The 15311-nt window shown below is 70.0% G+C and carries 15 protein-coding genes; 5 read left to right on the top strand and 10 right to left on the bottom strand.

The window, feature by feature from the left end:
- Positions 1–89: 89 nt before the first annotated feature.
- Positions 90–1442: an amidohydrolase family protein gene (locus RAN62_RS10565; RefSeq protein ID WP_305784370.1), complete on the bottom strand. Its 1353-nt coding sequence runs from the start codon at positions 1440–1442 to the stop codon at positions 90–92.
- An 80-nt stretch (positions 1443–1522) separates the two neighbouring features.
- Between RAN62_RS10565 and RAN62_RS10560 the strand changes: the two genes are divergently transcribed.
- A complete protein-coding gene (locus RAN62_RS10560) occupies positions 1523–2089 on the top strand; it encodes a TetR/AcrR family transcriptional regulator (protein WP_305784369.1) in 567 nt (188 codons plus the stop codon).
- On the opposite strand, the gene RAN62_RS10555 is transcribed toward RAN62_RS10560, so the two are convergent.
- The 6 genes from RAN62_RS10555 to RAN62_RS10530 all read right to left on the bottom strand — a co-directional run bounded on the left by RAN62_RS10555 (position 2090) and on the right by RAN62_RS10530 (position 8333).
- Positions 2090–3445: an NAD(P)/FAD-dependent oxidoreductase gene (locus RAN62_RS10555; RefSeq protein WP_305784368.1), complete on the bottom strand. Its 1356-nt coding sequence runs from the start codon at positions 3443–3445 to the stop codon at positions 2090–2092. It abuts the gene before it with no gap.
- Positions 3442–4203 (bottom strand): ABC transporter permease, encoded by a 762-nt coding sequence (locus RAN62_RS10550; protein WP_305784367.1) that lies wholly within the window; start codon positions 4201–4203, stop codon positions 3442–3444. The genes RAN62_RS10555 and RAN62_RS10550 overlap by 4 nt, the downstream gene beginning before the upstream one ends.
- Positions 4200–5054: an ABC transporter permease gene (locus tag RAN62_RS10545; protein ID WP_305784366.1), complete on the bottom strand. Its 855-nt coding sequence runs from the start codon at positions 5052–5054 to the stop codon at positions 4200–4202. The genes RAN62_RS10550 and RAN62_RS10545 overlap by 4 nt, the downstream gene beginning before the upstream one ends.
- A gap of 1 nt (position 5055) precedes the next feature.
- Complete coding sequence (locus tag RAN62_RS10540; RefSeq protein ID WP_305784365.1) at positions 5056–6285, bottom strand: polyamine ABC transporter substrate-binding protein; 1230 nt, start codon at positions 6283–6285, stop codon at positions 5056–5058.
- Positions 6282–7379, bottom strand: a complete 1098-nt coding sequence (locus RAN62_RS10535; RefSeq protein ID WP_305784789.1) for an ABC transporter ATP-binding protein — start codon at positions 7377–7379, stop codon at positions 6282–6284. Before RAN62_RS10535 ends, RAN62_RS10540 begins: the two co-directional genes overlap by 4 nt.
- Before the next feature lie 306 nt (positions 7380–7685).
- Positions 7686–8333 carry an FMN-dependent NADH-azoreductase gene (locus RAN62_RS10530; protein WP_305784364.1) on the bottom strand — a complete coding sequence of 216 codons (648 nt, stop codon included), beginning with the start codon at positions 8331–8333 and terminating at the stop codon, positions 7686–7688.
- A 135-nt stretch (positions 8334–8468) separates the two neighbouring features.
- On the opposite strand from RAN62_RS10530, the gene RAN62_RS10525 reads away from it, so the two are divergent.
- Together RAN62_RS10525 and RAN62_RS10520 are read left to right on the top strand one after the other, a co-directional pair.
- A complete protein-coding gene (locus RAN62_RS10525; protein WP_369077160.1) occupies positions 8469–9095 on the top strand; it encodes a MarR family winged helix-turn-helix transcriptional regulator in 627 nt (208 codons plus the stop codon).
- A 189-nt stretch (positions 9096–9284) separates the two neighbouring features.
- The gene (locus RAN62_RS10520; protein WP_305784363.1) at positions 9285–9761 is read left to right on the top strand and encodes a VOC family protein; all 477 of its coding nucleotides are present in this window, start codon (positions 9285–9287) and stop codon (positions 9759–9761) included.
- Between the two features lie 18 nt (positions 9762–9779).
- Here RAN62_RS10520 and RAN62_RS10515 read toward each other — a convergent pair whose 3' ends face one another.
- From RAN62_RS10515 to RAN62_RS10505, 3 genes are all read right to left on the bottom strand, one after another.
- Positions 9780–10907: a type III PLP-dependent enzyme gene (locus RAN62_RS10515; RefSeq protein WP_305784362.1), complete on the bottom strand. Its 1128-nt coding sequence runs from the start codon at positions 10905–10907 to the stop codon at positions 9780–9782.
- Between the two features lie 295 nt (positions 10908–11202).
- Entirely contained in the window at positions 11203–11418 is a 216-nt protein-coding gene (locus tag RAN62_RS10510) for a DUF397 domain-containing protein (protein ID WP_305784788.1), read from the bottom strand.
- A 46-nt stretch (positions 11419–11464) separates the two neighbouring features.
- Positions 11465–12313 carry a helix-turn-helix domain-containing protein gene (locus RAN62_RS10505; RefSeq protein ID WP_305784361.1) on the bottom strand — a complete coding sequence of 283 codons (849 nt, stop codon included), beginning with the start codon at positions 12311–12313 and terminating at the stop codon, positions 11465–11467.
- 255 nt (positions 12314–12568) lie between these two features.
- Between RAN62_RS10505 and RAN62_RS10500 the strand changes: the two genes are divergently transcribed.
- On the top strand, positions 12569–13207 hold the full coding sequence (locus RAN62_RS10500; RefSeq protein WP_305784360.1) for a GOLPH3/VPS74 family protein: 639 nt from the start codon (positions 12569–12571) through the stop codon (positions 13205–13207).
- Between the two features lie 62 nt (positions 13208–13269).
- The gene (locus RAN62_RS10495) at positions 13270–15117 is read left to right on the top strand and encodes an APC family permease (RefSeq protein ID WP_305784359.1); all 1848 of its coding nucleotides are present in this window, start codon (positions 13270–13272) and stop codon (positions 15115–15117) included.
- The last annotated feature ends 194 nt before the right edge of the window (positions 15118–15311 follow it).

The raw sequence follows: 15311 nt of genomic DNA, 5'->3' as shown, positions 1-15311 counted from the left end.
GATACATCCCCGGTATCGAACCTTCCGCCCCACTTGCGAGACGAAACCTGGACCTCGCCGGCGACTCGCCCTGACCCACGAAACACCGCCTAGAACCGCGTGGCGAAGCCCGGCGCGTTCGCGGCCGTCGACGCGGCGAACTGCGCGAGGAAGCCGTCCGGCATCGCGGGCCGCAGGCCGCCCCGCGCCGCGATGACCGGCTCCAGCCGCTCCCACGCCGCAGTGAGCAGGTCGATCGCCCGGCGGTCCACGCCACCGACGAGCCGCCCGCCGCGCTTGCGGATCTCGCCTGCCACCAGCACGGTTTCGATGTCCGACGGGCGGGCGTTGAGCACGTAACCGGCCAGCGGATCGGTGAGCGGCGCCTGGTGCAGGCCGTCGTGCCGGACGAGCAGCATGTCCGCCTGCTTGCCCGGCTCCAGCGAGCCCGTCCGGCCCCCAAGGCCCAGCGCCGCCGCCCCGCCGAGCGTGGCGGCGTGCAGTACATCCGCGAGGTGGGCCGGCCGCGCGCCCATCGCCCCGGCGATCGTCCCGTCCTGCTCCCGGGCCTCGGTGAGTCGCAGGGCCAGCCGCATCGCGCGGAAGGGATCGGCCGGGTTGTTGGTCTGGATGTCGGTGCCGAGGCCGGCGGTCACCCCGAGGCGGCGGGCCCGGTTCCAGACCGGGAAGCCCATGCCCATCTGCGCCTCGGTCTCCGGGGTGGAGGCCACGGCGGCGCCCGCCTCGGCCAGCGACCGCAGTTCGTCGTCGCTGGCCTGATTCGCGTGGGAGAAGAGCTGGCGGGCGCCGAGCAGCCCGGCCTCGCGGAGCCAGGTGAGGTCCGGTGGCATGTCGGCCAGCGAGCGGGAGTGCTGGGTCAGGAGCAGGCCGTGCTCGGCGGCGAAGCGGAACTCGGCGACGGTCTGCTCCCAGGGCACCGAGCCGGTGTCGTTGGCTGCCACGCCGATCTCCACGAGGCTCGCCGGGGTCAGCGTCAGCAGATGCTTGCGGGTCGTCTCGTCGCCCAGCCCGTACGCCCAGACGGCGCGGATGCCCGCATCACCCACCGCGCGCAGCGCCTCCGCGGCGTGCTCGGGTGTCACGGCGGCGTGGTCGTGGTCGACGGTCGTGGTGATGCCGGCGTCGAGCGCGGCGACCGCCCCGGCGTAGCTGCCGGCGTAGACGTCCTCGGGGGTGTGCGCCGCCCGGTGGTGCAGCAGCACGCCCCAGAGGAAGTCGACGATGGACCACCCGGCGGTCACGCCCCGCAGCGTGGTCTCCCAGAGGTGGTGGTGGGTGTCGACGAAGCCGGGCGCGACGAACATGCCCCGCGCGTCGATCGTCCCGCCGTCGCCGGGGGTGAGGTCCGGGCCGACCGCGACGATGCGGTCGCCGTCGACGAGCACGTCGGCCCGGCGGAACTCCGAGCCGGTGAGGACGAGGCCGCCCTGGATCAGGGTCATCGCAACTCCAATGTTAGAGGCTTACACATTAAGCGTATGGGAGGATGTGAGAGGCTGCAACATTGATAGGGGGAGGGACCGTGAAGCGTGCGCGCTACCACCACGGCGACCTGCGCAACGCGCTGCTGGTGGCGACGATCGAGCTGGTCCGCGAGCGCGGCGCCCGGGGCTTCAGCGTCTCGGAGGCGGCCCGGCGCGCCGGGGTGTCGATCACCGCGCCCTACCGGCACTTCGCCGACCGGGAGGCGATGCTCGCGGCGGTCGCCCTGCGCGGCTTCACCCAGCTCGAGGAGGTGTTCACGAGCCGCACGGAGCAGGACCCGGTCGAGCGGCTCGTGGCCATCGCCGACGCGTACGTGGCCTTCGCGCGGGCCGACCCCGCCCTCTTCGAGGTGATGTTCGCGTCCGGCATCGACAAGGAAAGCCATCCGGACGTGCTCGCGCGGGCCTACCGCGTCCAGGAGCTGCTTGTCGACGCGGTGGGGAAGCTGACGCCGGACGACCGCGAGCGGCGGGCCGCGGAGTTCTGGTCGATCGCGCACGGGGTGGCGGCGCTGGCCACCGAGGATCGCCTGCGCTATCTCACCGCCGAGGCCGGCTCGCTGGCCGGCACCGCCGTACGGGCCTGGAGCGCGGGCCTGACGTGATCAGGAGTCGAAGCCGAGACCCACCTTGTCGAGCGTGCGCAGCCACAGATTGCGCCGGCCGCCGTGCTTGTCGGCCCGGGCTATCGACCAGCGGGTCAGGCCGATGACCCCGCTGCGCAGCGGCTCCGGCGGGAAGGGGACCGGCTTCGTACGCACCATGCGTAGTGTCGTCAGCGCGGTCGGCGTCCCCGCGAGCAGGTCGAGCATGACCTGCGCGCCGAAGCGGGTCGCGCCGACGCCCAGCCCGGTGTAGCCCGCCGCATAGGCCAGCCGGCCCCCGTACGCCGTCCCGTAGAACCCCGTGAAGCGGCTGCACGTGTCGATCACGCCGCCCCACTTGTGCGTGAACCGGACGTCGGCGAGCTGGGGGAATGTGGTCGCGAAGTGCTCCGCCAAAACCTGGAACGTCGACTCGCGCTGATCGTGGTCGACGGCGATCCGCCCGTCGCGGTAGTAGACGGCGTCGTAGCCGCCCCACAGGATCCGGTTGTCCGAGGTCAGCCGGTAGTAGTGGAACTGGTTCCCCGAGTCGCCCACCCCCATCCGGTGCCGCCACCCGACCCGGGACACGTCGATGGGCGCCGTCATGAGCGCGTAGTCGTACACGGGAATCAAATAGTGCCGCAGCCGCCGCAACAGATTCGCGTGCGCGCCCGTCGCCAGCGCCACCCGCGGCGCGTCCAGCCGTCCCTGCAGCGTGTGCAGCCGCAAGCCGCCGGGCACGGACGAGATCGCGTCGACCCGCGTGTTCTCGAAGAGCCGCACGCCCAGAGCCAGACACGCCTGCCGCAGCCCCCACACCAGCCGCGCCGGGTCGACCATCGCGCACCCGTCCCGGTCCCACACCCCGCCGAGATAGGTGGGGGAGTCCAGCTCGGCGCGCACGGCGTCCCGGTCCAGGAGCACCTGGCCAGGCCGGGCGGTCAGCTCCCGCAGCTGCCACGGCGCGGTCGCGACCTGCAATTCCCCCGTACGCTCGAAGCCGCACGAGATCCCGTACCGCGCAACAGCAGCCTCGATCGCGTCGAGGTTCTCCAGGCCCAGTCGATGCAGAACCGACATTTCTGAGGCGAACCGGCTCGCCCCGTTCGCATAGCCGTGCGTCAACGAGGCAGAGCAGAAACCCCCGTTCCGCCCCGACGCCGCCCACCCGGCTGTCCCGGCCTCGAGCACCACGACGTCGAGCCCAGGATCCCGCTCCTTGGCGATCAACGCCGTCCACAGCCCGCTGTAGCCGGCGCCGATCACGGCGAGGTCGGCGACGACGGCATCGGCGAGCGGCGGCGTGGCCGAAGGGGCTCCCGGCTGCGTCAGCCAGTAAGGCCGGGGCTCGGCGTCAGCCAGGGAGGCGTTCATTGCCGCCGCGCTCGCACCGATCCGACGACGGCGATCAGCACCCCGACCAGGAAGATCAGTGTCCCCATCACGTTCACCTGCGGCGGCAGCCCGATCCGCGTCGCGCCCCAGATCCACAACGGGAAGGTCGTCGTCGTACCGGCGGTGAAGTTGGTGACGACGAAGTCGTCGATCGACAGGGCGAAGGCCAGCAGCATGCCCGAGCCGACCGCGGGCAGGATCAGCGGGAACGTCACCCGCCAGAACGTCGTCCACGGCGACGCCCCGAGATCCGCGGCCGCCTCCTCCAGGGAACGGTCGAGCGTGAGCACCCGGGCGCGGACCACCACGGCGACGAACGAGATCGAGAACATGACGTGCGCGATCGTGATCGTCACCGGCCCCAGACCGACGCCCGCCGAGACGAAGAGGGTCAGCAGCGACGCGCCCATGACCAGCTCCGGCGAGCTCATCGTGGCGAACATCAGCAGGTTGACCACCCCGGAGCCCCGGAAGCGGAACCGGCCCAGCGCGTAGCCGATGCCCGTACCCAGTGCGCCCGCGAGCAGCATCGACGCGAGCGCGATGCCGAGCGAGATCCACAGGGCGCGGGTGAGGTCGTCGAGGGCGAAGACCCGGCCGTACCACTTGAGCGTGAAGCCGTCCCAGGTCTGGTTGTAGCGGCCCGGGGTGTCGTTGAAGCCGAAAGCGATCATGACGACGATCGGCAAGGTCAACCACGCGACCACCAGCCAGGTGTACGCCCGGAGCAGTCTCATCGCGCCGCCACCTTCATGACGTCCTCGGTGCCCAGCGCCCGCGCGTAGGCGAAGACGCCGATCAGCAGCACGGCCATGAGCGTGAACGACAGCGCGGAGGCGGCCGGATAGTTCGAGCTGGTCAGGTACTGCGACTGGATCACCTGCCCGATCATGGCCGTCGACGAGCTGCCCAGCACCGCCGAGTTGACGTAGTCGGAGCTGGCCGGCACGAAGGTCATCAGCACGCCGGCGAAGACCCCGGGCAGCGCCAGCGGCAGGACGACCTTGCGGAAGGCGACGACCGGGCCGGCGTACAGATCGCGGGCCGCCTCGACGACGCGCGGGTCGATGCGTTCCAGCGCGACGTAGATCGGCAGCACCATGAACGGCAGGAAGTTGTACACCAGCCCGAGGATGACGGCGGTGGGCGTACCCAGGATGTGGAAGTCGTCCGGCAGCAGGCCGGCGTCCTTGAGCGGCCCGAGCAGGATGCCCTCGTCGGTGAGCACGTAGCGCCACGAGATCGTCCGCAGCACGAAGGAGACGAAGAAGGGCAGCAACAACAGGAAGAGGTACGAGGCCTTGCGCCGGCCGCCGTGAAAGGCGATCCAGTACGCCACCGGGAACGCCGCCACGATCAGGACGACCGTGGCGATCGCGCCGTAGACCAGCGACCGCACGAGCTGGACCCGATAGTTGACGAGCACGTCGGCGTACGTCTGCCAGTGCCCCGTGAAGACGTACCCGGAAACGATGTCGCCCTCCTGCAGCGAGAGCGACAGCATCGTCACCATCGGCACGACGAAGAAGAGCAGGAGCCACAGCCCGCCGGGCAGGACCAGCAGGTACGGAGTCAGCCGGCGGCGCACGTCAGCCCAGCACCACGGGCTCGAAGACGTTCTGGAACTCCTGGTGCTCGGCCTCCGAGGCGAACGGCACGTAGTAGTGCAGCCGCGCGTAGTCGTCGGCGGCCGGGAACACGAGCGGGCTGGCCGCGACCTGGGCCAGCGTGGCCTTGTCCTCGCCCGTGGCGGCCGCCGCGTCCTTGGTGATCTGCTCCTGGGCCGCCGGCACCGGGCAGACGTAGTTGATGTACTCGGCGAGCGTCGCGGAGACCGGCACCTGGTAGAAGAAGTCCATCAGCGTGAGCGCGTCCACGGGGTTCTTCGCCGTGACCGGGATGGTGAAGTTGTCCGTCCAGATCGTGCCGCCCTCGGCCGGGATCACGAATTTGTAGTTCGTCCCGTCGGAGACGTTCTTCTGGAAGACGTCGCCCGACCACGCCTGGGTGAGCCAGACCTCGCCCTTGCCGAGCGCGTCGATGTAGCTCTGGTCGTAGTAGTTGCGCAGCACGCCGCTGCTCTTCTGCTCCTTGAGCTTTTCGGCCGCCTTGCGCCAGTCGTCCGGCGTGGAGTCCTCCGGCTTGACGCCGATCGCGAGCAGCCCGTAGTTGCCCAGCTCCTCGGCGTCGGAGAACATGCCGACCTTGCCCTTGAACTTCGGGTTCCACAGGTCGGCGATGCTGGTGATCGGGCCGGTCTTGCTCTCGTCGTACGCGATCCCGGTGATCCCCGACGCCCACGGGATCGAGTAGACGTTGCCGGGGTCGTAGGCGGCCTTGGCGTACGAGGGATCGGCGTTGGCGACGTAGTTCGGAAGCTTGCCGTGGTCCAGGGGGGCCAGGAAGCCGGAGTTGCGGAACTTGGCGAAGTTCGACCCGTTGGTGATGATCATCGCGTCGTAGCCGATGTCCTGCTTCGCGGCCAGTTGCGGCTGCACCTTGGCGAACCAGGGGCCCATCTCCTGGATGACCTCCTGATAGTTCACCTTGATCCCGGTCGCCGCGGTGAACTTCTTGAGCTCCGGCTGCTCGGGGTCCATGTAGAGCGGCCAGCTGGCGACGTTCAGCGACCCGGTCCCGGTCTTGCCCGCCCAGAACTTCGCGACCTCATCGGCGGCCGGGGCGCTGGCGGCGGGGGAGCCCTGCCCCTTGACCCCGCACGCGGCCAGCAGGGCGCCGGTCGCGGCCAGGCCCGCCGTGGTCAGGAAGCCGCGCCGGGTGGTGAGGCCCCGCACGAGGGCCGGATCGAGGTGGCTCATGAGACTCCGATCGGGTAGGAGTGCTGGGGGCTCCAGGTGAGGTGCACGCGGTCGCCCGGCCCGGCGAGGTCCTCGGCGTCCCGGGCGTTCTGGTCGAAGACCACGAGGTCGGGTCCCGCCGCCGTGGTGACCGTGTAGTTCGTCGACGTGCCGTGATAGACGACGTCCTTCACCACGCCGGAAAGCATGCTGCAGCCTGTGCCGGCGGGCTGCTCCCGGGACAAGTCGATCTTCTCCGGGCGCACAGACACCTCGAGCGCCGTGCCCGCGGCCGCCGTCGTCGGCACGAGCACGCGCTCACCCGGCCCGTACGTGAGGACCGCCACGCCGTCGTCGACGCGCTCGACCGTACCGTCGATGATGTTGGAGGTCCCGATGAAGCCGGCCACGAAGCGCGTCACCGGCCGCTCGTAGATCGCGCGCGGCGGGCCGAGCTGCTCGATCGCGCCCGCCCGCATGACCGCGATCCGGTCCGACATGGTCAGCGCCTCGCCCTGGTCGTGCGTGACGTAGACGAAGGTGATCCCGACCTCGCGCTGGATCCGCTTGAGCTCGGTCTGCATCTGCTGGCGCAGCTTGAGGTCGAGCGCGCCCAGCGGCTCGTCGAGCAGCAGCGCCCGCGGCCGGTTGACCAGCGCCCGGGCCAGCGCGACCCGCTGCTGCTGCCCGCCGGAGAGCTCGCGCGGCGCCCGCTTGTCCATGCCGGTCAGCGAGACGATGTCCAGCATCTCGCCCACACGCTTGCGGATCTCACCCCGGGCGACGCGCTTGCGCTCCAACCCGAAGGCCACATTTTCGTACGCCGTGAGGTGCGGGAAGAGCGCGTAGGACTGGAAGACCATGTTGACGTCGCGCTTGTGTGGCGCGACGCCCGTCACGTCCTGCCCGTCGAGGCGGACCGTGCCGCCCGTGGGTTCCTCGAAGCCCGCGATCATCCGCATGGTCGTCGTCTTGCCGCACCCGGACGGCCCGAGCAGCGAGAAGAACTCGCCCTGCGCCACCGTGAGATCCAGCCGCCTGACGGCCTGCACCCGCTCGCCGTGCACCGCGAACTCCTTGTGCACCCCGGCCAGCTCGATCGCGGCCTCGCCCATCGTCACCCCGGTCTTGTCGCGGAATCTTGCCGGGACCTTGACACATGCGACGCCGGAAGAACAAGACCACTCAGCGCAGGTTTTCCAACCCGAAACGTGACGCGGCTTGTGCCACCCGGAACGTGGCGCGGCTTTCCCGCTGGGAACGCGACGCGGCTTTCCCGCTCGGAACGTGGCGCGGCTTTCTCACTCGGAACGTGACGCGGCTTGTGCCACCCGGAACGTGGCGCGGCTTTCTCACTCGGAACGTGACGCGGCGCCGGTCCGCTGAGAAGCGGGCCGGCGCCGGAGGGCGTCCGCAGTGGATCAGGCGTTGGCGGGGAGGGCGCCGAGGATCTTGCCGGCCTCGCGGGCGGAGGCGATCGCGCCATGGTGCATCTCGGCGGCGAGGTCCTTGAACTGGTCCAGCGCCGGGTTGACGCCGACCAGGGTGAACTCGCGCTCGACGACGGTCAGGTCGGCGCCCCACGAGTCGGCGAAGATGCGGCGCAGGAACGGGGTCGAGTGGTCCCAGCCCTCGCGCGGGGTGCCCGCGCCGTAGGCGCCGCCGCGGACGGTGGCGAGCACGAACTTCTTGCCGGCCAGGAACGGCTGGCCGGCGACGCGCGGGTCGGTGGCGACCAGGTCGATGTAGGCCTTGATGTGCTGCGACGGCCCGAAGTTGTAGAGCGGCACGGCGAAGAGGATCGCGTCGGCGGCGGCCAGCTCGTCGTAGAGCTCGGCGGCCAGGGCGACGGCCTGCTTCTGCTCGTCGGTGCGCTGGTCCTCGGGGGTGAAGCCGGCGCTGACCGCGGCGGCCCAGTAGGTGGCGGGGATCGGCTCGATGCCGATGCGGCGCCGCTCGATCGTGTCACCGGGGTGGGCGGCCAGCCACTCCTGCTCGACGATGTCCGCGATCTCTCGGCTCGTGGAGTTGTCGAAGTGGATGCTGGCGTCCAGGCGGAACAGGGTCACGACGGTGTCCTCTCGGCGGTTCAATCTTGAAGTGGTTCAAGCTTGAACGCAACCGTAGCACCTTCACTTCATGTTTGAACCCAGTGCGAGGCACGTCACTCGGCCGGCGTGCGGGCGCGCCGTAATATTTCGGCCATGCACGAGGAACCGCGGTGGCTGGACGACCACGAGCTCCAGGGCTGGATGGCGCTCGCGAGCCTGATCTTCAAGCTGCCCGCCGCGCTCGACGCCCAGTTGCTGCGCGACAACAAGCTGACGCTCTTCGACTACATGACCCTCAGCGGGCTCTCCATGTCGCCGGGCCGGGCGCTGCGCCTCAGCGACCTCGCGACCATGATCAGCGCGTCGCTCTCCCGGCTCTCCAACGTCGTCAAGCGCCTCGAGCAACGGGGCCTGTTGCGCCGCGAGCCCGACCCCGAGAACGCCCGCTACACCCTCGCGGTCCTCACCGACGCCGGCTGGGACCTGGTCGTCGCCGCCGCCCCCGGTCACGTCGAGGCGGTCCGCCGCTATGTCATCGACGGCCTGACCAAGGAGCAGATCGAGGTGCTGCGCCAGGTCGGCTGCAGCGTCGCCTCCCGGGTGAGCGAGGGCCTCGCCGCCGCCCGCCCGCCGACCCCCGAGGACCACTCCGCCTGCCTCGCCGCAGCCGCCGACGACGCCGCCGCCGATGACGCCGCAACGGCCGCCGAGTGCGCCGCCGCGGCCGAGGCGGCGGGAGAGTCCGTCGCCGCGGGCAAGACCGTCGCCCCGCGCTCCTGACTGGCACCATCCGCCAGGAGCGACATCGGCCGCCCGGCCCGGTTTCGCGCATCGTGCGCGCCGCCACCGCGTGAAGGCGCGAATTGTGCGCGCCATCGCGGGGTGAAAGGGCGGATCGTGCGCGCCACCGGCGCGTGAAGGAGCGCGAACCGGCCGGGAAGCGGCCGCATTCCGCCCTAGCGTGAGCCCATGCACACGAGCTCTCTCGCCCCCTGGCTGATCTCCGCCGACACCGCCGCCGAGATCGACTTCCTCCGCGCGGTGCTCGGCGCCCACGAGACGCCCGGGGCCCGCGTCGCGAGCGGCGACCGCATCATGCACGCCGAGGTCGTCCTCGACGGTGCCGCGCTGCTGCTCTTCGACGCCGGCCCGGGCTGGCCGCCCACCCCCGCCCACCTGCGGGTCTATGTCAAGGACGTGGCCCGCACCCTGGACGAGGCCGCCGCCCACGGGGGCACCGTGATCACCCGGGCCACGGAGACCCCGTTCGGCGACATCGCCGGCCGCTTCCGCGACCCCCAGGGTCACCGCTGGTGGATCCACCAGCATGTCGACGACGTGTCGCCCGACGAGATGACGGCCCGCTTCGCCGAGCCGCGGCACCGCGAGGCCATGGCCTACGTCGCCGAGTCCCTGGACGCGGAGATGACCCGCCCCGGCGGCTGAGGGCCACCGGGGCGAGGGTCAGATCATGACCACCCGCGGCGGCGCGAAGCCGTTGAAGCGGGAGGCGTAGACGGAGGTGTAGGCGCCCGCCGAGCCGATCAGCAGCTCGTCGCCCTCGCGCAGGTCGGCCGAGAGCAGCACGTCGCGGGCGAAGGTGTCCTGGCTGTCGCAGGTCGGCCCGGTCAGGTGGTAGCAGCGCCGCAGCCGGGTGCGCCGGGTGTCGTGGATCGGGTAGTGCAGGTCGCCACCCGACTCGAGGACCTCCATCATGCCGTTGAAGACGCCCAGGTCGGTGTGGGCCCACCAGCCGGAGGGGCGCTGGGCGACCCCGATGACCCGGCAGCGGAAGGTCCCGGCCTCGGCGACCAGGGCGCGGCCGGGTTCGGCGAAGACCTCCACCGGGTACGGCAGCCGGGCCACACCGGCCGCGGCCACGTGCCCGAACTCCGTCAGCGCGGGCACCGGCTCGTCGTAGCGCGCCGGGAAGCCGCCGCCGATGTCGACCATCTGCAGCCGGATGCCGGCCCGGAGCAGCCGGTCCATGATGGCCGCCACGTCGCGCAGCGGCTGGTCGAGGGCGGTGGGGGAGAGGGACTGCGAGCCCATGTGGAAGGTCACGCCGTAGGGGGTCAGGCCCATCTCGCGCGCCTCGAGCAGCAGGCCGATCGCGCCGGCGGCGTCCACCCCGAACTTGCCCTCGCTGGGGACCACGCTGTCGTCGCCGCCGAAGGTGCCGAGGCGGGCGTACACGCAGCTGCCCGGCGCTTCCTGGGCGACCCGGCGCAGCTCCTCGGAGGAGTCCACGCTGAACCGGTAGACGCCGGCCGCGGCGGCGCGGGCGGTCTGCTCGCGGGCGCGGACGGGATTGCTGAAGAGCATGTCGTAGGGCTGGACGCCGGTCTCGGTGAGGAGTTCGATCTCCTGCACCGAGGCCACCTCGAAGCCGGACCCGGCCGCGTGCAGCGTGCTGAGGACGCCGGGGTGGGTGTTGCACTTGGTCGCGTAGAACGGCTTCACGCCGGGGAAAGCGGCTCGGAAGGTCTCGAGTGCTTCGACGATGCGGGCGGCCCGCATCTCGAGGACGGGTCCGGGGTGGACCGGGCGCGCCGCGGTGCGCGTGGCAACGATGGCGGAGAGATGACGCAACGAAGGCCCCTTACTCTAAGTGGTCTCGTCAATACGGAGGGTGCGTCATCAGTATGCCGCTGATCGGTCCCGAGGGCTATGACCTGCAAGCATGGAGATCGATCTGGCACACGATCATGCAAATTGCACGAACGGGACGCCCCGCGAAAGGCGCCCCGTTCGGCTGTCCGGTTTCGGACTGATGCTTGCGTCCCTCTGATCAGGAGCTTTGCACCATCTTAAATTGGATCATGAACCCTCGGGAAGTTGACGTTGCGTGCGCACTTCCCGTCTGTCCGTGCAGATCGGTAGGCTCTCAGCGGTTGATATCGAACTCGCCGCTCTTGGCCGAGTTCACGAACTCGGACCAGTGCGCCGGGTTGAAGATGAGAGCGGGACCGGAAGGGTTCTTGCTGTCGCGTACGGCAACGGCTGTGTCGAGGAACGCGACCTCGACACAGTTGTTGCCGCCGTTTCCGTTGCTGCGACTGCTTTTCTTCCAAACGGCGGCGTGGAGATGGTGTGCAGGCATGCCCATGCACCTCCCTTCAATATGCAGTTGTTCCGACAGCCTGCCGCTATGTGCGCAGCAGGCTCTCGATCATCTTAAGGGTCAACCGGGGGTCCAGTGCCCTCTCGCTCAGCCGCTCGAACTCAGCTCGGTAGCGAGCGACCTCTGAATGTTGCTCTTCGTAGAGGTCCCCCGCAAGTCCCTCCAAGTAAACTACATCCAAATGAGTGGTCTCCCGGAACTCCAAAAGTGCAGCTGAACCCCCCAGGAAGGGGTGTTCGCCGGCATCGAACGGGAGAATTTGCACGGTTACGTTCGGTAATACGGCCATGTCGATGAGATGGCGGAGCTGGGCCTCCATCACCGCGGGTCCCCCGATCGTGCGTCGCACGATCGATTCGTCGACGATCGCGTCGAGATCCAGCGGGTTCGTCCCCGTGAGCCGCGCCTGCCGCTTCTGCCGCAGCGCCACCCGCCGCGCCATCTGCTCCGGCGGCTCCCACGAACGCCCGGTGCGCATCAGGGCCTGCATGTACGCCTCGGTCTGCAGCAGCCCCGGGACCACGATCGGCTCCCAGACGCGCAGCATCGAGGCCTCCGCCTCCAGGCCCACGTAGTTACCGGGCCGCATGATGTCGCGGTAGTCCGTCCACCACGTCTTCTGCTTCGAGGCGCGGGCCAGCTCGAGCAGCGCCTCGCGGTACTGCTCGTCCTGCACGCCGTAGAGCGTGAGCAGGTCACGGACGTCACGCGGGGTCACCGCGACCCGCGCCGTCTCGATCCGGGTGACCTTGGCCGAGTGCCATTCGAAATGCCGGGACACGCTTTCCTGGGTCAATCCGGCACGCTCGCGGCAGCGTTTCAGCTCGGCGCCCAGACGACGCCGTCGCAGCGTGGGTCCCTCGTCGGTGGACATCGAACTCCCTCGTCATGAAATTACGGCGCCGCGTACTTGTTCCGGGCCGGCGGATCCTCGCACCCTGTGCGCGCGTGCACATGGTCGCACGGGTGTCGATTCCACGGTGGACGACACTGCCGAGTTTCCGAGTCTAGTACTTCTTGCGTTGAACCCGAGGGTGGGTACATGATGCTTCCGACAGCGAGTTATTGCCTTCTATACAGGTTGTTGCCCCGTCGACAATCGGGTCGACGTTTCCAAAGGAGTGGCGGCGTGCTGGCTGACCAGTTCTTCCTGATCGCACACGAGGACCGCACCGGCCGGTCCCGTCTGCACCCCCGGGCCACCGGGCTCGGGCTGGCCGCGGCCCTGCTCGGCGAGCTGGTGCTCGAGGGCCGTCTGCGCATCATCGACGGGGAAATGCGGATAGACAGCAGAATGCCACCGCGCGACTCGCTGTCGCACTCGATTCTCGAGCTGCTGATCGCCCAGCCGCAGCACCGCGAGGTGCGCACCTGGCTCGCCTACCTGTCCCAGGACGCGGCCGAGCGGGTGGGGGAGCGGCTCATGCGCTCCGGCGCCGTGGAGTCGGTGACCCGCCGGCGCATGCTGTCGACGCAGACCTTCTACATGCCCAACAACGAGGCGCAGCGCAACGCCGCCGCCTGGGCGCCGATGCGGCTGGCCAACATCATGGTCCGCGGCCTCGAGATGTCCATCGGGGACAGGCTGCTGGCCGGCCTGGTGGTCGCCACCGGGCTCACGCGTTACGTGCTGTGGGACTTCGAGGTGCACCGTCAGGCCCTCACGCAGCTGCCGACGGCCATCGGCTCGCTGCCGGAGGACCTGCGCCAGCTCATCGAGCACACGGAGGCGTCCGTGGGATCGGTGCTCGCCGTCGGTCGGCGGTGAGCCCGGTCGGCCGGCACCACCGCCGGCGGGACAACTTCGATCAGTGGGCTGGGAGGCTCTTGATGGCACGTAAGGACATGTCCGAACCGGACATCGTGTCCACCGCACTGGCACGGAACCGGCTCGGTGTCCCTTCCGTGGTCTTCTTCGGGGTGGCGGGAGCCGCGCCCCTGACGGTGATCATCGGCAGCATCACGACCATCTACGCAGTGGTCGGCAACACCGCGGTTCCGCTCATCTACTTCGTCGTCGCCGGCATCCTCTCGATCTTCACGGTCGGGTTCGTCGCGATGAGCCGGCACATCGTCAACTCGGGTGCCTTCTACTCCTACATCAGCCACGGGCTGGGCCGGATCCCGGGCGTCGGCGCGGCGTTCGTGGCCCTCCCGGCGTACGCGCTCATGCAGATCGGGTTGTTCGGGCTCTTCGGGGTCGTCGCCTCGGGGGTGCTCGACGGGCTCGGCTTCACGGTCGGCTGGTTCACGTGCGCGATCGCGGCCTGGGTGCTGACGGCCGTGCTCGGCCTGCTCTGGGTCGACCTCAGCGGCAAGGTGCTCGCGGTCCTGCTGGTCGCCGAGATCGCCATCGTGCTGATCTACGACGTCATCATGGTCGCGAACCCGGCCGGCGGCTCGGTGTCCTTCTCCACCCTCAACCCGGTGCAGGTCTTCACGCCCGAGGTCGCGGCCATGATGGTGCTCGCCATCGCGGGCTTCGTCGGCTTCGAGGCGACCGTGGTGCTCTCCGAGGAGACCAAGGACCCGAAACGGACCATCGCCCGGGCGACCCACCTCGCGGTCATCCTCGCCGGCCTGCTCTGCGGCCTGTCCGCCTGGGCCATGTCGGTGGGCGCCGGCCCGCGCACCATCGTGGCGCGCGCCGAGTCCGACGAGACCGACCTCGTCTTCAACCTCGTCAGCCCGCACGTGCCCGAAGTGCTGATCAACGTGGGCTACGTGCTGTTCATGACGAGCATCTTCGCCGCGCTGCTGGCCTTCCACGCCGCCGTCTCCCGCTATCAGTTCGCCCTCGGTCGCGAGGGCGTGCTGCCCAGGGCCTGGGGCTACACCCACCCGCGGACCGGGGCGCCGATCGTCGGCTCGATCACCCAGAGCATCCTGGCCCTGGGCGTGCTGGTCATCTACCGGATCACCGGGGCGGACCCGCTGGTCTACCTTTTCGCCTGGCTCACCACGGTCGGCGGCCTCGGCGTGCTGATCCTCATGTGGAGCGCCTCGGCGGCGGTCATCATGTTCTTCCACAAGCGCAGCGACCACCACGAGGGCGCCTGGCGCAGCCGCATCGCCCCGATCATCGCCTTCGTGCTGCTCAGCATCATTCTCGCGGCGACCGTCATCGGCCTCGGCGACCTGCTGCAGGTGGAGGACGGCTCGATCTTCCACTGGCTCTTCCCGACCGGTTACCTGGTCTTCGCGATCGCGGGCTTCATCTGGGCGCTGATCATGCGCAAGGCCCGGCCGGGCGTCTACCACGGCATCGGCCGCGGCGGTGACAACGCCTTCGTCGCCGACATCCCGCGTCAGCGCAGCACCGGGCTGGACCACCCGGAGCCCATGAGCATCAAGGCGATGATGGAGAACGCCCGGGCCAACGCCGCCGTGAACGGGCACAACCCGTGGCAGCCGGAGCTCGCTCCGCCGCCCGCGGCCGGTCCGGCCGGCGGGGGTTACCCGCCCAGTGGCTACCCGGAGGGCCCGACACCGGGCGGTTACCCGGCCGGTCCTCCGGGCGGCGGCCACCCCGGCCACTACACCGGCGGGCAGTACCCGGGCGGTTACCCGGGCGACCCCTACGACCGGCGGCCGGGTGAGCCGGGGCCCCAGGGCTACCAGGGCGGGCCGCCGCCGGGCGGTTACCCGGGCGGCCACCCCGACGACCAGCGCTACTGATCCCCCGCACAACTGAAGACTCAGCAGGGAACACGCCGTGCCGCTCCCCGATCCCGAGACGGAGAGGAGGTTCGTGCCGGCAGGATCCGCCAGCCCCCCAAAAGCTCGGATCCGGCCGAAGCGGTGAGCGGTGCCGGCGTGCCCGATCGCGCGGGGCGGCCCGAACCTTCGAGGTTCGGGCCGCCTGCGCGCGT

The organism is Symbioplanes lichenis (assembly GCF_030709675.1).
Taxonomy (GTDB): Bacteria; Actinomycetota; Actinomycetes; order Mycobacteriales; family Micromonosporaceae; genus Actinoplanes; species Actinoplanes lichenis.
The sequence above is the reverse complement of the archived record's forward strand: the minus strand, read 5'-3'. Positions and strand labels throughout refer to the sequence as shown.

Coding starts and splice junctions, on each gene's coding strand:
- RAN62_RS10495 (WP_305784359.1), top strand. CDS start 13,270: ATGGCACGTAAGGACATGTCCGAACCGGACATCGTGTCCACCGCACTG.
- RAN62_RS10520 (WP_305784363.1), top strand. CDS start 9,285: ATGCACACGAGCTCTCTCGCCCCCTGGCTGATCTCCGCCGACACCGCC.
- RAN62_RS10565 (WP_305784370.1), bottom strand. CDS start 1,442: ATGACCCTGATCCAGGGCGGCCTCGTCCTCACCGGCTCGGAGTTCCGC.
- RAN62_RS10505 (WP_305784361.1), bottom strand. CDS start 12,313: ATGTCCACCGACGAGGGACCCACGCTGCGACGGCGTCGTCTGGGCGCC.
- RAN62_RS10555 (WP_305784368.1), bottom strand. CDS start 3,445: ATGAACGCCTCCCTGGCTGACGCCGAGCCCCGGCCTTACTGGCTGACG.
- RAN62_RS10540 (WP_305784365.1), bottom strand. CDS start 6,285: ATGAGCCACCTCGATCCGGCCCTCGTGCGGGGCCTCACCACCCGGCGC.
- RAN62_RS10550 (WP_305784367.1), bottom strand. CDS start 4,203: ATGAGACTGCTCCGGGCGTACACCTGGCTGGTGGTCGCGTGGTTGACC.
- RAN62_RS10510 (WP_305784788.1), bottom strand. CDS start 11,418: ATGCCTGCACACCATCTCCACGCCGCCGTTTGGAAGAAAAGCAGTCGC.
- RAN62_RS10535 (WP_305784789.1), bottom strand. CDS start 7,379: ATGGGCGAGGCCGCGATCGAGCTGGCCGGGGTGCACAAGGAGTTCGCG.
- RAN62_RS10525 (WP_369077160.1), top strand. CDS start 8,469: ATGCACGAGGAACCGCGGTGGCTGGACGACCACGAGCTCCAGGGCTGG.